Annotated in this window: 16 protein-coding genes; 4 read left to right on the forward strand and 12 right to left on the reverse strand. The window is 59.8% G+C overall.

Translation table 11 applies throughout. The features are described 5' to 3' along the window. The first annotated feature begins 22 nt into the window (after window positions 1-22). From HX793_RS22310 to HX793_RS22320, 3 genes are all read left to right on the forward strand, one after another. The gene (locus HX793_RS22310; protein ID WP_015885385.1) at window positions 23-715 is read left to right on the forward strand and encodes a crotonase/enoyl-CoA hydratase family protein; all 693 of its coding nucleotides are present in this window, start codon (window positions 23-25) and stop codon (window positions 713-715) included. 212 nt (window positions 716-927) lie between these two features. Beyond that, the gene (locus HX793_RS22315; RefSeq protein ID WP_177052399.1) at window positions 928-1,674 is read left to right on the forward strand and encodes a 1-acylglycerol-3-phosphate O-acyltransferase; all 747 of its coding nucleotides are present in this window, start codon (window positions 928-930) and stop codon (window positions 1,672-1,674) included. Between the two features lie 42 nt (window positions 1,675-1,716). Further along, the gene (locus HX793_RS22320) at window positions 1,717-2,688 is read left to right on the forward strand and encodes a magnesium and cobalt transport protein CorA (protein WP_016979227.1); all 972 of its coding nucleotides are present in this window, start codon (window positions 1,717-1,719) and stop codon (window positions 2,686-2,688) included. On the opposite strand, the gene HX793_RS22325 is transcribed toward HX793_RS22320, so the two are convergent. The 3 genes from HX793_RS22325 to HX793_RS22335 form a co-directional block, all read right to left on the reverse strand. Next, the gene (locus HX793_RS22325; RefSeq protein ID WP_177052351.1) at window positions 2,685-3,410 is read right to left on the reverse strand and encodes an amidotransferase; all 726 of its coding nucleotides are present in this window, start codon (window positions 3,408-3,410) and stop codon (window positions 2,685-2,687) included. The genes HX793_RS22320 and HX793_RS22325 overlap by 4 nt on opposite strands. A gap of 83 nt (window positions 3,411-3,493) precedes the next feature. Beyond that, window positions 3,494-5,641, reverse strand: coding sequence for a 3-hydroxyacyl-CoA dehydrogenase NAD-binding domain-containing protein (locus HX793_RS22330; protein ID WP_177095763.1), 2,148 nt, complete (start codon window positions 5,639-5,641; stop codon window positions 3,494-3,496). A gap of 16 nt (window positions 5,642-5,657) precedes the next feature. Beyond that, window positions 5,658-6,863, reverse strand: coding sequence for an acetyl-CoA C-acetyltransferase (locus tag HX793_RS22335; RefSeq protein WP_177095765.1), 1,206 nt, complete (start codon window positions 6,861-6,863; stop codon window positions 5,658-5,660). A 647-nt stretch (window positions 6,864-7,510) separates the two neighbouring features. Here HX793_RS22335 and HX793_RS22340 point away from each other — a divergent pair. Next, the gene (locus HX793_RS22340) at window positions 7,511-8,317 is read left to right on the forward strand and encodes a c-type cytochrome (RefSeq protein ID WP_177095767.1); all 807 of its coding nucleotides are present in this window, start codon (window positions 7,511-7,513) and stop codon (window positions 8,315-8,317) included. A 180-nt stretch (window positions 8,318-8,497) separates the two neighbouring features. On the opposite strand, the gene HX793_RS22345 is transcribed toward HX793_RS22340, so the two are convergent. From HX793_RS22345 to HX793_RS22385, 9 genes are all read right to left on the reverse strand, one after another. Next, a complete protein-coding gene (locus tag HX793_RS22345) occupies window positions 8,498-9,301 on the reverse strand; it encodes a transglutaminase family protein (protein WP_038847069.1) in 804 nt (267 codons plus the stop codon). Next, entirely contained in the window at window positions 9,298-10,248 is a 951-nt protein-coding gene (locus HX793_RS22350) for an alpha-E domain-containing protein (RefSeq protein WP_095017274.1), read from the reverse strand. The genes HX793_RS22345 and HX793_RS22350 overlap by 4 nt, the downstream gene beginning before the upstream one ends. 4 nt (window positions 10,249-10,252) lie before the next feature. Beyond that, window positions 10,253-11,662, reverse strand: coding sequence for a circularly permuted type 2 ATP-grasp protein (locus HX793_RS22355; RefSeq protein WP_177095770.1), 1,410 nt, complete (start codon window positions 11,660-11,662; stop codon window positions 10,253-10,255). A 415-nt stretch (window positions 11,663-12,077) separates the two neighbouring features. Further along, the gene (locus HX793_RS22360) at window positions 12,078-12,419 is read right to left on the reverse strand and encodes a ribonuclease E inhibitor RraB (RefSeq protein ID WP_010208429.1); all 342 of its coding nucleotides are present in this window, start codon (window positions 12,417-12,419) and stop codon (window positions 12,078-12,080) included. Between the two features lie 212 nt (window positions 12,420-12,631). After that, the gene (locus HX793_RS22365; protein ID WP_025999984.1) at window positions 12,632-12,868 is read right to left on the reverse strand and encodes a hypothetical protein; all 237 of its coding nucleotides are present in this window, start codon (window positions 12,866-12,868) and stop codon (window positions 12,632-12,634) included. Between the two features lie 103 nt (window positions 12,869-12,971). Beyond that, window positions 12,972-13,577, reverse strand: a complete 606-nt coding sequence (locus tag HX793_RS22370; RefSeq protein ID WP_095017275.1) for an START domain-containing protein — start codon at window positions 13,575-13,577, stop codon at window positions 12,972-12,974. 54 nt (window positions 13,578-13,631) lie between these two features. Beyond that, a complete protein-coding gene (locus tag HX793_RS22375; protein ID WP_016979374.1) occupies window positions 13,632-13,886 on the reverse strand; it encodes a YkgJ family cysteine cluster protein in 255 nt (84 codons plus the stop codon). A gap of 162 nt (window positions 13,887-14,048) precedes the next feature. Continuing rightward, the gene (locus HX793_RS22380; RefSeq protein ID WP_177095772.1) at window positions 14,049-14,534 is read right to left on the reverse strand and encodes a translation initiation factor 2; all 486 of its coding nucleotides are present in this window, start codon (window positions 14,532-14,534) and stop codon (window positions 14,049-14,051) included. A gap of 104 nt (window positions 14,535-14,638) precedes the next feature. Next, window positions 14,639-16,078 (reverse strand): aminotransferase-like domain-containing protein, encoded by a 1,440-nt coding sequence (locus tag HX793_RS22385; RefSeq protein ID WP_015885400.1) that lies wholly within the window; start codon window positions 16,076-16,078, stop codon window positions 14,639-14,641. Window positions 16,079-16,311 lie beyond the last annotated feature (233 nt).

Consider the following 16,311-nt stretch of genomic DNA (forward strand, 5'->3'; position numbering starts at 1 on the left):
AAATCCTACAAGGAACCGCGTCATGAGTGAGTTGATTGCCTACCACCTCGAAGACGGTATCGCGACCCTGACCTTGAGCAACGGCAAGGTGAATGCCATTTCTCCGGCGGTGGTCAGTGCCTTTAATGAAGCGCTGGACCAGGCGGAGAAGGACCGGGCGGTGGTGGTGATCACCGGCACGCCGGGAATTCTGTCGGGTGGTTATGATTTGAAGGTGATGACCGCCGGTCCTAAAGAGGCGATCGGCCTGGTGACGTCCGGTTCGACCCTGGCGCGTCGTTTGTTGTCGCACCCGTTCCCGGTGATTGTGGCGTGCCCTGGGCATGCGGTGGCCAAGGGCGCGTTTCTGCTGTTGTCGGCGGACTATCGGATTGGCGTGGAAGGCCCGTTCAGCATCGGCCTGAACGAGGTAGCGATCGGCATGACCATGCACCACGCCGGTATCGAGTTGGCGCGGGATCGCCTGCGTAAGTCGGCGTTCCATCGTTCGGTGATCAATGCCGAGATGTTTGACCCGCAGGGCGCGTTGCAAGCCGGCTTCCTCGACAAGGTGGTGGCACCGGAGGAGTTGCATGCGGCTGCGCTGGAGGCGGCACGTCAGTTGAAGAAGCTGAACATGAATGCGCACAAGCACACTAAGTTGAAGGTGCGTAAAGAGCTTCTGGAGGCCTTGGACGATGCAATCATCCAGGACCAAGGGCATATCCTTAGCTAAGTCCTACCCCTGATGCGTCAGAGCCCGACCTTGAGTCGGGCTTTTTCTTACAAATAAATCAGAATCATCCTTAGCCGCTCTAGCCTGCCCGTGCCGGTAGATGTTGAAACATGCGCTTAAACATCGGCTATCTCCTACCTCTACAGGGGTAATTGCCGAATACAGTGCACATCCGTACACTGCGCCACCTTTTGTCCGGATAGGCCGTGTCGATGCTTTTTCTGTTGCGTATGTTGTTGATGGGCCTGCACTTTATGCTCGCCGGTGTGCTGGGCGTGCTGGTCGGTCTGTGTCGACCGTTCAATCCGGACAACAGTCGCCTTTGTGCGCGACTTTACGCGCTGCCGGCCATGTGGATCCTGCGGCTGAATGTGAAGGCCGATGTGGACTCGCTGCGCAACAAGCCCGGCACCTGCGTGATCCTCGCCAACCACCAGTCCAACTATGACTTGTTTGTGTTCGGCAACGTGGTGCCCTACCGCACTGTGTGTGTCGCCAAGAAAAGCCTGAAATGGGTGCCGCTGTTCGGCCAGTTGTTCTGGCTGGCGGGCAACGTGCTGATCGACCGAGGCAATGCACACAAGGCTCGCCGCGCGATGCTTACCACGACGCACACTTTGCAGCATGAAGACACATCGATCTGGGTATTCGCGGAGGGCACGCGGAATCTAGGCAAGGGTTTGCTGCCGTTCAAGAAAGGCGCTTTTCATATGGCGATTGCGGCCGGCGTGCCGATTGTGCAGGTGTGTGTCAGCACTTACGTGACGCATATGCAGCTCAATCGCTGGAACAGTGGGGATGTGCTCATACGGTCGTTGCCGCCGATTCCTACCATTGGGATGACTGTGGATGACATACCGGCGTTGATGCAGGCGTGTCATGCGCAGATGGATGAGTGCATCGCCGAGATGGACCGCGAATTGCAAAGTCCCGCAACAATAGAACTCCCTTCCAGCTAAGCTGCCCAACACCTGTCCTCCCAATAAGAAGCGATCAGCACCATGGGTAGAGTTGTTGCGGCCGCCGTCTATAGCGCCGGTAAGAAAGTCACGGATATCACCCTCGATGAAGGCGCGGCCTGGGCCGCCAAACCCGATCACTTTGTGTGGATTGGCCTGGAAGAACCCGACGCCCAGGAACTGGCCAACCTGCAACGCCAGTTCAACCTGCATGAACTGGCCATTGAAGACGCCCTGGAAAAACACAGCCGACCCAAGCTGGAAACCTTCGGTGATGCGCTGTTTATCGTCACTTATTCACCGGTGCGCGAGAACGGCAAGCTGGAGTTTATCGAGACTCATATCTTCGCCGGCAACGGCTACATCATTACTGCACGCAACGGTCACTCGGCGTCCTACGGCTTTGTGCGCCAGCGTTGTGAGGCGCGGCCACTGTTGTTGGAGCATGGGGAAGATTTCGTACTGTATGCGCTGCTGGATTTCGTCACCGAGAATTACCAGCCGGTGAGTGAAGCGATCCATGCCGAGATCGATGAGCTGGAGCGCAATGTGCTGTGCAGCTCGTTGAGCGAGCGTGATATCCAGAAGATCCACGGCCTGCGTCGCGACGTGTTGCGGCTCAAGCGTTATGTGGCGCCGATGGTGGAGATCAGCCAGGAGCTGCAGAAGCTTAGCTTTCCGTTTATCGACAAGAACATGCGCCCGTACTTCCGTGATGTGCAGATCCACGTAACGCGGCAGATGGAAGACCTGACCACTCTGCGCGATATCGCCAGCCAGACCATCGAGATCGGTGTGCTGCTGGAGGCGTCGCGCCAAAGTGTGGTGCAGCGCAAGTTCGCCGCATGGGCGGCGATCCTCGCGTTCCCCACCGCAGTGGCGGGGATTTACGGGATGAACTTCCAGAACATGCCCGAGCTGCAATGGCACTACGGCTATTTTGCGGTGCTCGGGTTTATTGCGGTGGGTTGCACCAGCCTGTGGGCCAGTTTCAAGCGTTCGGGCTGGCTTTAAACCTGGGCCTCTGGCTTATGCGCGACGAAACGCATCATCCATTCCGCCACGGTGGCGCCGTGGTGGTCGCGCTCAAGGCTGGCCACGCCGTTCGTGTAGACTTTTTCGCCCAACGTCGTCTGAAGAATCTCCAGCAACTCGCGGGAATAGTCATGGATAAATTCCGGGTGCCCCTGGAAGCACAGGACTTGCTCGCCGATGTGGTACGCGGCGAACGGGCAAAACGCGCTGGAGGCGATGACCGTGGCATTCTCCGGCAGTGTGGTGACCTGGTCCTGGTGGCTGATCAGTAGCGTCAGTTCTTCCACTTCGGGGCTCATCCACGGCGTCTTGGCATCGAGCTTGTAGTCGTGGATGCCCATGCCCCAGCCCTGGCCGGCGCGTTCGGTCTTGCCGCCGAGCAACAGTGCCAGCAGTTGGTGCCCGAAGCAGATGCCGAGCAGCTTGTCGCCGCGCTCGTAACGTTCAAGCAGGTAGGTCTTGAGGGTCTGGATCCACGGGTCGGTGCCAAAGGAGTCGGCCTTGCTGCCGGTCACCAGGTAGGCATCGAACGCTTCATCGTCCGACGGGTATTCGCCATTTACCACGTTGTACACGACAAACTCGGCGGGTATGGGCTGCTTGGCGAACAGGCGCTTGAACATCTGCCCGTACCCTTGGTATTGATCGATCAAGCCTGGACGCAGGATATCGGTTTCCAGGATACAGACGCGTAGCGACATAAAAAATACCTGACACGGTGATGGGAATATTGCACACCCCAGAGCCTGCCTTGAAATACCCCTTCAAGGCAAGCCCCCTTTAATCACCTGAACGTGTCACCTTGCGCCGCTTTTTCGAGCAATAACGCCGGCGGCGTGAAGCGTTCGCCATATTGCTCGGCCAGGTAGCGGGCGCGGGCAATGAAGTCGTGCAGTCCATATTGGTTGATGAACTGCAATGCGCCGCCGCTCCAGGCCGCGAACCCAATGCCGAAGATCGACCCCACGTTCGCATCTGCCGTGGACATCAACACGCCCTCCTCCACACAACGCACGGTCTCGATGGCCTGGATAAACAGCAGGCGGTCGCGCACATCCTGTGGCGAGATACGTTGGTCGGGCCGTTCAAAGCGGCTTTTCAGCTCTGGCCACAGGTATTTCTGCCCGCCATTGGGATATTCATAGAAACCGCCCCCCGCCGCCTTGCCCACGCGTTTGTATTCGTTGACCAACAGATCGATGACCGCCGTCGCCGGATGTGTCGGCGCAGCCTTGCCTTCCGCCTGCAGATCCTTCGCCGTCTGCTGCCTGATATGGCTCATCAGGCTGAGGGAAACTTCATCCGACACCGCCAACGGCCCCACCGGCATGCCGGCTTTGCGCGCTTCGGTCTCGATCATCGGCGCGGCCACGCCCTCACCCAGCATGGCGATGCCTTCGTTGGTAAAGGTGCCAAACACCCGCGAGGTGAAGAAGCCACGGCTGTCGTTGACCACAATCGGGGTTTTCTTGATTTGCAGGACGAAATCGAAACCACGGGCCAGGGTTTCGTCGCTGGTACGCGTGCCCTTGATGATTTCCACCAGGGGCATCTTGTCCACCGGGCTGAAGAAATGCAGGCCGATGAACTTGGCTTGATCCGGCACCGCCGTGGCCAGCCCACTGATGGGCAAGGTGGAGGTGTTGGAGGCAATCACGGCGTCGGTGCCGACCACGTGTTGCGCGGAGGCTGAGACCTTGGCCTTGAGTTCGCGGTCTTCGAACACCGCTTCGATGATCAGGTCGCAACCAGCCAGGTCGTCATCGCTGGCCGTAGGAAGAATCCGCGCCAAGGTAGTTTCTCGCTGCTCGGCGGTCATTTGCCCACGGCTGACTTTCTTGTCCAGCAGCGCCGCCGAATGCGCCTTGCCCTTCTGTGCGGCTGCCAGGTTGATGTCCTTGAGCACCACCTCAATGCCCGCACTGGCGCTGACATACGCGATGCCCGCCCCCATCATCCCAGCACCTAGCACGCCGACTTTGCGCGTGACGTAAGGCGCAAAACCTTTCGGCCGAGAACTGCCCGCGTTGATCTCATTGAGCTGGAACCAAAAGGTGCCGATCATGTTCTTCGCCACCTGCCCCGTCACCAGCTCGGTGAAATAGCGGGTTTCGATCAGGTGCGCGGTGTCGAAATCTACCTGTGCGCCCTCGACGGCGGCGCAGAGGATCTTCTCCGGCGCGGGGAAACAGCCCTGGGTCTTACTGCGCAAAATCGAAGGCGCAATCGCCAGCATCTGCGCAACTTTTGGACTTGACGGTGTACCGCCGGGGATCTGGTAGGCCTTGTGGTCCCACGGTTGCTTGGCATCCGGATTAGCCAGGACCCAGGCGCGGGACTTGGCCAGCAGTTCATCGCGATCCGCCGCCAGCTCATTCACCAGCCCGGCTTGCAACGCCTGTTGCGGCCGTACCTTCTTGCCTTCGAGCAGATACGGCAAGGCCTTTTCCAACCCCAGCATGCGCACCATACGCACCACCCCGCCGCCGCCTGGCAGCAAGCCCAAGGTAACTTCCGGCAGTCCAAGCTGCACCGATTTGTCGTCCAGCGCCACGCGATAATGGCATGCCAGGCAAATCTCCCAGCCGCCCCCCAAAGCCGCGCCATTGATGGCGGCCACTAACGGTTTGCCGAGGGTTTCCAGCCGGCGTAGTTGCGCTTTCAGTACTAGCACGCCGTCGTAGAAATCCTTGGCGTGGGCCTTGTCGACCGCGATCAGTTCATTGAGGTCGCCGCCGGCAAAAAATGTCTTCTTGGCCGAGGTAATCACCACCCCGGCAAAGCTGTCCTTTTCCGCCTCCAGGCGCTCCACCGTGGCCGCCATGGCCTCGCGGTACGCGCCGTTCATGGTGTTGGCGCTCTGGCCGGGCATGTCGAGGGTCAGCACCACGATGCCGTCCTGGCCTCTTTCGTAACGAATGGCTTGGGTCATGACAAATTCCTTGGACTCAGAGGCGTTCGATAATGGTGGCGATGCCCATGCCACCACCGACACACAGTGTGGCCAGGCCGTAGCGCTGCTGGCGCACTTCCAGTTCGTCGAGCAAGGTGCCGAGGATGGCGCAACCAGTGGCACCCAACGGATGGCCCATGGCGATGGAGCCGCCATTCACGTTGACCCGCGCCGCGTCGATGCCCATGTCCTTGATGAACTTGAGCACCACCGAAGCAAAGGCTTCGTTGACTTCGAACAGGTCGATGTCTTCAACGCGCAACCCGGCCTTGGCCAGGGCCTTGCGCGTGGCGGGCGCGGGGCCGGTGAGCATGATGGTCGGGTCAGTACTGGTGACCGCCGTGGCGACGATACGCGCACGGGGTTGCAGGCCCAGCTCGCGGCCCTTGGCCTCAGAGCCGATCAACATCAACGCGGCACCATCGACGATGCCGGAGCTGTTGCCCGGTGTGTGCACATGGTGGATGCGCTCCACATGGCTGTAGACCCGCAACGCGGTGGCGTCGAAGCCCATCTGCCCCATCATTTCAAAGCTGGGCTTGAGCTTGCCCAGGCCCTCCAGGGTCGAGTCGCTCCGAATGAATTCGTCATGGTCCAGCAGCACGATGCCGTTCTGGTCCTGCACCGCGATCAGCGATTTGTTGAAGGAACCGTCCGAACGCGCCCTGGCCGCTTTCTGTTGGGAATGTAGGGCGAAAGTGTCGACGTCTTCACGGGTGAAACCTTCCAGGGTGGCGATCAGGTCCGCGCCGATGCCCTGGGGAGTGAAGTGGCTGTGCATATTAGTCTGCGGATCGAGCACCCACGCGCCACCGTCACTGCCCATGGGCACGCGGGACATGGACTCGACGCCGCCAACCACCACCAGGTCTTCGAAGCCGGAACGCACCTTCATCGCGCCCAGGTTGACGGCTTCCAGGCCCGACGCGCAGAAGCGGTTGATCTGCACACCGGCGACGCTGATGTCCCAGTCCGCTACCAAGGCCGCGGTCTTGGCGATGTCGGCGCCCTGCTCGCCAATCGGAGTCACGCAGCCAAGCACGATGTCGTCCACTTGGTGGGTGTCTAGGTCACTGCGCCGGGCCAGCGCAGTGAGCAAACCGGCCACCAGGTTTACCGGCTTGACGCTGTGCAAGGCACCGTCGGCCTTGCCTTTGCCACGGGGCGTGCGTATCGCATCAAAGATCAAAGCTTGACTCATGACGTCCTCGAACCGCTGTGCATGTGTGCCTCTACCTTAGGCCCGATTGACACGGTTTCAATGACGGATGCGCTCATTGCTTTTGACCCCCTCGCTCGGACGAACGGTAGGCTCCTAAGCTAATCGCCGGGTTAATCGTTTTAGCTGTCTAGCCAAGGCATTGGCGCCAAGATGGCGATATGCCTCATGCCTTTTTAAGCTGAAATATTCATTAGCTGATATGAAATGAGTCTAAGCCACGAAGAACGAGGGCTCTAAGGTTGAATCAGTAGGAAGCCACTGCCGGGTTTTGCTGGAGCGGCTGTAAGAAAAGCGACACGTCATCTCGCCATACTGAAATAAAACCGGCACGCATTTGACGCTCAGGAATAACAACAAAAGGCAGTCAGCCATGTTCAAACATTCGAAAGTACGTCAGGCGGGACTCATTCTGTTCGCCACCACACTGATTCTGATCTTGCCCAATTTGACCAAGGTCATTGGGTGACCCCCGAACGCCCACATTCCGTGCCTTCACAGCACCGGGTTTGCAGCTTTTGGCAGCACCTGCCGGGACATTGCGCATAGCGGTCCTGCAGGGGCTGCCTTTTTGCGCGCCGATTTCCGGTATCGTGAGCACCATCGCCACCTTACACCGGGCCTCCCTCTTGAAACCGATCTTCGCCCTCCTCGCCTTGCTGATCGCACTTCCCGCTTCGGCAGCACAATTGACCATCGAACTCGACCACACCCGCAAGACGTGGCAGACCGCTGACCTGCTCAAGCACCCGCAGGCGCAAACGGTGCAGATTGTCGATGACGTTTCCTACAAGCGCACCATGAGTTATCGCGCAGTGCCCTTGGCCGCGCTCCTACCGGGGCTGAAACCTGAAAGCCACTTGCAGGCCGTTGCCCTGGATGGTTTCGCTGCCGAACTCACTGCTGCGCCGCTGCTGGAAACCCACGGATCACGCGCCTGGCTGGCGGTGGAAGATCCTGCCCAGCCATGGCCCGCATTGGCGGACGGCAAACCGAGTGCGGGGCCGTTCTACCTGGTGTGGACCGACCCGCAAGCCGGGCACATCAGCCCTGAGCAGTGGCCGTTCCAGATCTCCGCAATCAAGCAATTGAAGACCGTGGCAGAGCGTTTTCCCGCCTTGTTGCCCGACCCGAAATTGGCGGCCGATGACCCGATCAACCAGGGGTTTGCACTGTTCCAGAAGAACTGCCTGGCCTGTCATCGGCTCAATGGCGCCGGCGATGCGCAGGTGGGACCGGATTTGAACATTCCTTACAACCCCACCGAGTATTTTGGCGGTGATTTCCTCAAGCGCTACATCCGTGACCCGCAGAGCGTGAGGCATTGGCCGCAGGCGAAAATGCCGGCGTTTGTTGCCAGTGTGTTGCCGGACGGCGAGCTGGATTTGTTGGTGGGGTATTTGAAGCATATGGCGGGGCGTAAACGGCAACCTTAAACATCGGGTGAGGAACCCTTGTGGCGAGCGGGCTTGCCCCGCGTTGGGCTGCGAAGCAGCCCCAGTAAAGCAGAATGCGGTGTGTCAGATGGTTCCCCGGCGCCCAGTTTGGGGGCCGCTTCGCAGCCCAACGCGGGGCAAGCCCGCTCGCCACAACAAGCTAACTCACCACAAAGCAGGTCATTGCTGCTGGACGGAGATCACCGGCGTCGGCGCCACGAACACCTTGGCATGCATCTGCTCATGCCCACCGCCCCGACGCATCCCACGCACCGGGCAGGCATCCAGGTAATCCAAGCCCACCGCCAGCTTCAGATGCCGCTCCGGCCGCGCAAGCTGGTTGGTCACATCAAAGCTGTACCACGCGTCATCCAGCCAGGCTTCAGCCCAGGCGTGGCTGGCCAGGTGCGTGCTGTCTTCTGAGTACAAATACCCCGACACATACCGCGCAGGAATCCCCAGGCTGCGCGCGCACGCCAGGAACGCATGCGTGTGGTCCTGGCACACGCCCGCACGGCCGGCGAAGGCCTGGGCGGCGCAGGTGTCGACTTCGGTGGCGCCGGGCGTGTAGACCATCGCCTGGTTGAGCGCGTGCATCAGGTCGATCAACGCGGTGCGATCGCGACGTTGATGACATTGCTGGTCGGCAAAACCGCGTAAGGCTTCGTCAGGTTCGGTCAGGCGGGTGCAACGCAGAAACGGGAATGCGGATTGATGCTCATGTTCGGCCTCGCGCAACTCGTCGATATCCACCTGACCACGGGCGCCGATGATGATGGCGTCATGGGGTTCATCCAGGGTCAGCACATGCAGGATGTTGCCGAACGGGTCCACCTGCGCCCGCACCGGGCGCGGCAGGTCGAGCTGCCAGCTGAGTACGTGCTGGCGTTCGCTGTCGTGGGGCGTCAGGCGCAGGTACTGGATGCTGGCGCGTACCTGGTCTTCGTAGTGGTAGGTGGTTTCGTGGCTGATGGAGAGTCTCATGCCGCCTCCAGGTAGGAACTGTAGATGGCGTCGCCCAACTGGCGGACCAAGGGGATAAAGTCGGTCAGCCAGGCGTGCAGGCCTTCCTCGAGGATTTCATCGATGGCGGTGAAGCGCAGGCGCGCGTCCAGCTCGGCGGCCAGGCGCTGGGCCGGTCGGCCGTTCAGGCCCGGCAGGCTGGCGAGGATCTGGTCGATCTCTTCACTGCACGCGCGCAGCGAGCGCGGCACATCGGCGCGCAACAGCAACAACTCCGCGACTTGCCGGGCGCCGGGTGCATCGCGGTAGATCTCGGTGTAGGCCTCGAACGACGACAAAGCGCGCAACAACGCGCTCCACTGGTAGTAGGCGTGGGCGGTGCCATCGGTGACGGCTTCAGCACGGTCGCCGGCCATTTCATAGCGGGCGTCCAGCAGCCGTAGCGTGTTGTCGGCACGCTCGATAAAAGTGCCCAGGCGAATGAAGCGAAACGCATCGTTACGCATGATGGTGCCGTAGGTGGCGCCGCGAAACAGATGGGAACGCTCTTTGACCCACTCGCAAAACCGGCTCATGCCATAGCGGCTCAAGCCCTGCTGGGCGATGTCGCGAATATCCAGCCAGGTGGCGTTGATGTTTTCCCACATGTCGGCGGTAATTCGCCCACGCACCGCATGGGCGCTGGCCCGCGCGGCGCCGAGACAACTGTAGATGCTGGCTGGGTTGGCGGCATCCAGTGCGAAGAAGTGCAACAGGCGCTCGGCGTGCAGTTCGCCGTGGCGTTCGTGGTAATCCTCCAGGGTACCGGTGATCAACAGCGGCATGGCCAGTTCATGCAGGCCATCGCCGCGTCCGTCCTGGGGCATCAGCGACAGCGAATAGCTGACATCAAGCATGCGTGCGAGGTTTTCCGCACGTTCCAGGTAGCGCGACATCCAGTACAGATCTGAAGCAGTTCTACTCAACATGGCATCAGTCCTCGACCACCCAGGTGTCTTTAGTGCCGCCGCCCTGGGACGAGTTGACCACCAGCGAGCCCTCACGCAACGCCACGCGGGTCAAGCCACCGGGGACTACACGGGTTTCCTTGCCGGACAACACGAACGGGCGCAGGTCGATATGACGCGGCGCGATGCCGTTTTCGACAAAGGTCGGGCACGTGGATAAACACAAGGTCGGCTGGGCGATATAGGCGTGGGGCTTGGCCTTGATACGGGCGCGGAAGGCTTCGATTTCCGCGGCTGTGGACGCGGGGCCCACCAGCATGCCGTAGCCGCCGGAGCCTTGGGTTTCCTTCACCACCAGGTCCGGCAGGTTGGCCAGCACGTGGGACAATTCGTCGGGCTTACGGCACTGGAAGGTCGGAACATTCTTCAGGATCGGCTCTTCATCCAGGTAAAAACGGATCATCTCGGTGACGAAGGGGTACACCGACTTGTCATCCGCCACGCCGGTGCCAATCGCATTAGCCAGCACCACATTGCCAGAGCGATAAGCCGCGAGCAGGCCCGGCACGCCGAGCATGGAGTCGGGGTTGAAGGCCAACGGGTCGAGGAACGCGTCATCCAGGCGACGATAGATTACGTCCACGGCCTTGGGCCCGTCGGTGGTGCGCATGAAGACGCGATCATCACGCACGAACAGATCGGCGCCTTCCACCAGTTCCACGCCCATTTCTCGGGCGAGAAAGGCATGCTCGAAGAACGCACTGTTGAAGCGACCTGGCGTCAGTACAACCACGCTGGGGTTATCCAGGGGGCTTGAGCTTTTCAGGGTATCCAGCAGCAGATTGGGGTAGTGGTCGATGGGCGCGATTCGCTGGGCAGCGAACAGTTCGGGGAACAGCCGCATCATCATCTTGCGGTCTTCGAGCATGTAGCTGACGCCGCTCGGCGTACGCAAATTGTCTTCGAGCACGTAGTACGTGCCGTCACCATCGCGTACGAGGTCGACGCCGGAGATGTGGGAATAGAGGTCGCGGTGCAGGTCCAGCCCCTGCATCGCCAACTGGTATTGCTCGTTGGCCAGCACCTGTTCAGCAGGAATGATTCCGGCCTTGATGATGCGCTGTTCGTGATACAGGTCGGCGAGAAACATGTTCAGCGCCTTGACCCGCTGGATACAGCCGCGCTCGACAATCCGCCACTCGCTGGCCGGAATGCTGCGCGGGATGGTGTCGAAGGGAATCAGGCGCTCGGTGCCCTGCTCGTCCCCGTACAGCGTGAAGGTGATTCCGGCGCGGTGAAACAGCAGATCGGCTTCACGCCTGCGCTGGGCCAACAGTTCATCCGGGGTGTCGGCCAACCAACGGGCAAACTCGCGGTAATGCGGCCGGACCTGGCCAGCCCCATCGTACATTTCATCGTAATAAGTGCGGATCATGCCGAACTCCTTGTCACCCGGGCGCTAGAACCATCGCAAGGCCCGTGCCAGCGGCATAAACACTTAAAAATCAGTGAGTTGAATTACAACCAGAATCCAGCCGCACCGTCCTGGTGCGCAGAATGCCCGGTGCATGACCCGACGCTTCATCGCAATGCGGGCTTTGACTATCAACAGCATAGTCAGAGTTGATTTCACTGCCCGGCCAAGCCTGCGGATAATCGGCCCCATCTGCTGAACAGGACACGTCCTACAGTTTCAGCGAACCGCTCTTCCCTTTAAGCCACCCTCTCGGGTGGCCTTTTTTTTGGTGCGCAAAAATAGCGCGCAAGTTCCGAATATTTTCCCACGGCACAAACAAAATCGGCCGACCCAAAGGTCAGCCGATACGCTGCGTTTCTCATACTTCAAGCTGCTACATGGGTAACCCACGCACCTCCTGCTTCACGCCCCATCCCTCGATGATCCCGCCCAGCGGCTCGACCACCGCCCCAAAGTCTTGCTCGAAGTCTCCTATGCCATCGTAGGTAGCGGACATGATCTTGCTCAGCTCCAGGTACCAGGCGCCATCGTCGCGCGCACTGACCTGGGCATTCAGGGATTCCCCACGAAACTCACCCGCCGCCCGGCGCGCCCGTTCCTCATCCGGGAAAATGGCGTAGAACTCGATGGGGTGAAAACGCGAGAAGTCGAAACCGCCTTCTTTCATGCGGCGCAGAACGTTGGTGCTGATGTCTTCTTGATAGGCTGTGCTCATGAAAAGTGCTCCTCGAATTGATGGATAGACTTTCCGTGCTTCCCGAAGCCCACGCCCTACTGGCGTGGGGACTACGGCAACAACATCACCGCTGGAAAACAAGCATGTAGCTGACAAGACCAGAACTAGCGATTCATTCGCTGATCTCACTTGCAGAGTAGCGCGAAGCTATCACCTCCACCAGAGGTGCTTGAAGGGTGGACAGGGAATGTTCAGGCGGCGGGAGAGATGTCGAGGATCTGGATACTGTTCTGGTCTTTGAGGATCTTGACCGTAGGCTCGGGCTTGCGGCCCTCAAGGTCATTGAGGTCCAGTTCGGCGGCAACGGGCACCAGCTTGTTGCGGATCATGTGTGCCGCATCTTCGAGGCTGGGCTTCTGCTCGCAGGTGAACTGCTCGACGGACTTCACGCCGTGATCATCAACGAAGGTAATCTGCCACTTTTGCATCGGTGCCTCCTCGATAAAACCCGTGTGTGGGCTTACCTCTATCTGGACCTTGGGGGCTCGGAAAACGTTCCACCCAAGGCAGGAGACACCTGATCAGCTGCGCTTACTTCTCAGCGTGTTGTTTCAAGGCTTTCAAGGTGTTGAACGGCGCGTCCACCACGAACTTGTTGGCCAGCCACGAGGGCACGCTGCCGCCTGGCTCGGTGTGTACTTGGTAGGTGACTTCGGTCTGGTTGTCGCCTTTAGGCACCAGTTTCCAGAAACCGTCGACCTGGGCGACACGTACGTAGCCTTTTTCTTCGGGCTTGTAGGTCGGCACGCCTTCCAGCTTACGGGTCAGTGTGCCGTCGGCCGCCTTGGTGGTGGTGATGTGCAGGTAGGAATCACGATCCGTCACGGGGAACGGGGCCTTGAATTGGGTGTAGGTCCAACTCTCGTCGCCTTTCTTGTCGACCAGCTTCTGGGATTTGCACTCGTGGATCCAGGCACAGGCACCGGCTACGTCTTCCTGGAGCGCAACAATCTTGGCCACCGGCGCCTTGATCACGGTCACACCGCGATACGCCTTGTATTTGGAGCCGGCAATTTCGCTCAGGGACACCTTGATACCGTCTTCGTCCTTGGCGACTTGCCAATCCTCAGCCTGGGCAGTGGCAGCAAACAACACCGTAAAACCGCACAACACAGCCATTCGTTTCAGCGAACCCATTGTTGTATTCCTTATTGTCGAAGTTCCGAAAAAAAGTTCCGATAGTAAAGCCCATCAAGCCGCCGTCATCTGCTCCCACCAACCGATCAAACGGATCGCATCGGCCTGGTCGGTGCCGCAGACCTCGAGATCCGCCTTGAAATCACTGCACACCGCCGGTCGCTCCGGTTGGCCGAAAATCTGGCATAGCAGTTCGACCGACAGGTGCACGCAGCGAACGCCTGCCGGTTTGCCCTGCGGCATTCCGGGTAATGGCGAACTGATGGAGGGGGCGATGCAGCATGCGCCACAGCCTTCACGGCAATTCATGACCAGCAGGTCCTCGACGACTCAATGTGGATGGCCGGGCTAGAGTACGCCCTAAAACAGCCGTTTTAAAATGGTCTAACAGGGGTTTTTCGCAGAAAACAAAAGTGACTGACCAGTCTCCGACACATGGTCGGCGATCGACGTCACCTTTGTGGGAAAAGTTTACTGCTTGAATTCGAATTCCAACGCCGCGCCTTCCACTTCGCGCCGTTCTTCGTTGCGCAACTGCAGCTTCATTTCATTGCTGAGCAAGCGGCCGTTGATCTGGAAGGCGCTGTTGTCGGTGGGCTTCTCGCCGAACATGGGTGGCAGCAGGGGCACACTTTTGGGTTTGGGCATGGTGCCGATGGGCTGCAAGTGCCTGACCATGTCGGACGGCAGCGACAGGTCCAACTGTGCCGGTGGCAATTGCGTCTGCGTCACTTCGCGAGATGCCTTGGACTTACTGGCCGCACGTTTTTTGACGGTAGCCACCGGTTTCTTCACGGCAGGTGTTTTTTTGACGGGCGCCGGTTTCTTCGCGGGGGTCTTCTGCTCAGTACTGGCCGCGGGCTTGGTTTCGCTCACAGGGGCTGCCGCCAGCGCTGTGCCGACGTTGCACAGGCCTAACAGGCCAATCACCAAAACCGCGCGAACAATCGAAGTCATATTGCCTACAGCATTAACGGCAGAGGGCCATATGCTCGCTTGTTGTGCGCGGCATGACAAGCGCGGTGATTAGCGTGCTATAGGATTTGTCCCCTTTCTGAGCGTCACAGTCCGGCGGCGGTTTCCTGGCAGAGCTGGCTCGCCAGCATCCCCAATGTCATCAGCGCCCGCTCTGCCTCGCGGTTCCACGGCGTGCCGCAGTTGAGGCGAATACAGTGGTTGAACTGCTCGGTGTTACTGAAGATCAGCCCCGGTGCGATGCTGATGCCCTGTTGCAGTGCACGTACGTGCAGTTCCTGGGTATTGACGCGCCCAGGTAAACTGACCCACAGGATGAAGCCGCCGGTCGGACGCGTCATCTGGGTGCCTTCCGGGAAATATTGCTGCACGGCCAGTTGGAAGGCGCTGAGGTTCTTGCGGTACTCCTGGCGGATGTAACGCAGGTGCCGGTCGTAACCGCCGTTCTCCAGGTACGCGGCGACGCCCATCTGCGTAACACTGCAAGCGGAGTGGGTACTGAACATCTGCAAGCGCTGGATCTCCTGCTGGTACTTGCCGGCAATCATCCATCCGATACGCACGCCGGGAGACAGCGTCTTGGAAAAGCTGGAGCAATAGATCACCCGATCCAGGCGGTCATAGGCCTTCAAGGCCTTGGTGCGGCCCAGTTCGAACATCAGCTCGCCGTAGATATCGTCCTCGACAATCTGGATATCGAAGTCCGATGCCAGGCGCAGCAACTGTTTCTGCCGTTCTTCGGGCATGGTGCCGCCCAGCGGGTTGCTCAGCCGCGTGGTCAGCACCAGTGCCTTGATCGACCATTGGTTGGCCGCCAGTTGCAGGGCTTCCAGGCTCATGCCAGTGGACGGGTCGCTGGGGATCTCAATGACCTTGAGACCCAACAGATCAGCCAGTTGCAGCAAGCCGTAATAGGTCGGTGACTCTGCGGCAATCAGGTCGCCCGGCCGCGTCAGTACCCGCAGCGACATCTGCAAGGCATCGACGCAACCGTGGGTGATCACCACTTCGGAGGGGTCCACCACCACGCCCGCATCGCGCATGCGGATCGCCACCTGACGGCGCAGCGGTTCGAAACCGGGGCTGAACATGTAGCTGAATGCCCGTGGGCTTTGGAAGCGCGTGACCTTGGCCAGTTGCTGATGCAGCGCGCGTACCGGCAAGTAGTCCACGCTTGGCACGGCGGCGCCCAGTGGGAACACGCCTTCGCGGCGCGACTCGCCCAATACCTGCTGGATGATGCTGCTGCGGGTGACCAACCCCGGACGCTCAACCCGTGCAATATCCGGCGTCGGCGCGGTGAGTGCTGGCGTCTGGTGCACGTAATAGCCGGACTGCGGCCGCGCCCGGATCAGGCCCTGGTCTTCCAGGTTGGCGTAGGCCTGCAACACCGTGGCGTGGCTCACGTTCAACTGCGAGCTCATCTTGCGCACCGAAGGCACGCGCTCGCCCGGTTGATAGACACCGCGCCGGATATCCTCAGCCAGTTGCTGGGCGATACGTTGGTAAAGCAACAGATTGGTCATGACGCAGCACTCGATTTCACGGGTATTTTATTTTTGTGTGAAACATACCGGCACAGTTTAGAAGTGTACGGGGACAGTTGCCACAATAGTCGAGCGCGCGTTGGAGTGACAGTAAAAACTGTAGGGGTCTACACCAAACAAATGTGGGAGCGGGCTTGCTCGCGAAGACGGTGTGTCAGCCAATGAAGTACTGACTGGTACACCGCCTTCGCGAGCAAGCCAGCTCCCACAGT

The sequence above is a fragment of the Pseudomonas reactans genome (assembly GCF_013387025.1).
In the GTDB taxonomy this organism is placed as follows: Bacteria; Pseudomonadota; Gammaproteobacteria; order Pseudomonadales; family Pseudomonadaceae; genus Aquipseudomonas; species Aquipseudomonas reactans.

Coding starts and splice junctions, on each gene's coding strand:
- HX793_RS22310 (WP_015885385.1), top strand. CDS start 23: ATGAGTGAGTTGATTGCCTACCACCTCGAAGACGGTATCGCGACCCTG.
- HX793_RS22315 (WP_177052399.1), top strand. CDS start 928: ATGCTTTTTCTGTTGCGTATGTTGTTGATGGGCCTGCACTTTATGCTC.
- HX793_RS22320 (WP_016979227.1), top strand. CDS start 1,717: ATGGGTAGAGTTGTTGCGGCCGCCGTCTATAGCGCCGGTAAGAAAGTC.
- HX793_RS22325 (WP_177052351.1), bottom strand. CDS start 3,410: ATGTCGCTACGCGTCTGTATCCTGGAAACCGATATCCTGCGTCCAGGC.
- HX793_RS22330 (WP_177095763.1), bottom strand. CDS start 5,641: ATGACCCAAGCCATTCGTTACGAAAGAGGCCAGGACGGCATCGTGGTG.
- HX793_RS22335 (WP_177095765.1), bottom strand. CDS start 6,863: ATGAGTCAAGCTTTGATCTTTGATGCGATACGCACGCCCCGTGGCAAA.
- HX793_RS22345 (WP_038847069.1), bottom strand. CDS start 9,301: ATGAGACTCTCCATCAGCCACGAAACCACCTACCACTACGAAGACCAG.
- HX793_RS22350 (WP_095017274.1), bottom strand. CDS start 10,248: ATGTTGAGTAGAACTGCTTCAGATCTGTACTGGATGTCGCGCTACCTG.
- HX793_RS22355 (WP_177095770.1), bottom strand. CDS start 11,662: ATGATCCGCACTTATTACGATGAAATGTACGATGGGGCTGGCCAGGTC.
- HX793_RS22360 (WP_010208429.1), bottom strand. CDS start 12,419: ATGAGCACAGCCTATCAAGAAGACATCAGCACCAACGTTCTGCGCCGC.
- HX793_RS22365 (WP_025999984.1), bottom strand. CDS start 12,868: ATGCAAAAGTGGCAGATTACCTTCGTTGATGATCACGGCGTGAAGTCC.
- HX793_RS22370 (WP_095017275.1), bottom strand. CDS start 13,577: ATGGGTTCGCTGAAACGAATGGCTGTGTTGTGCGGTTTTACGGTGTTG.
- HX793_RS22375 (WP_016979374.1), bottom strand. CDS start 13,886: ATGAATTGCCGTGAAGGCTGTGGCGCATGCTGCATCGCCCCCTCCATC.
- HX793_RS22380 (WP_177095772.1), bottom strand. CDS start 14,534: ATGACTTCGATTGTTCGCGCGGTTTTGGTGATTGGCCTGTTAGGCCTG.
- HX793_RS22385 (WP_015885400.1), bottom strand. CDS start 16,078: ATGACCAATCTGTTGCTTTACCAACGTATCGCCCAGCAACTGGCTGAG.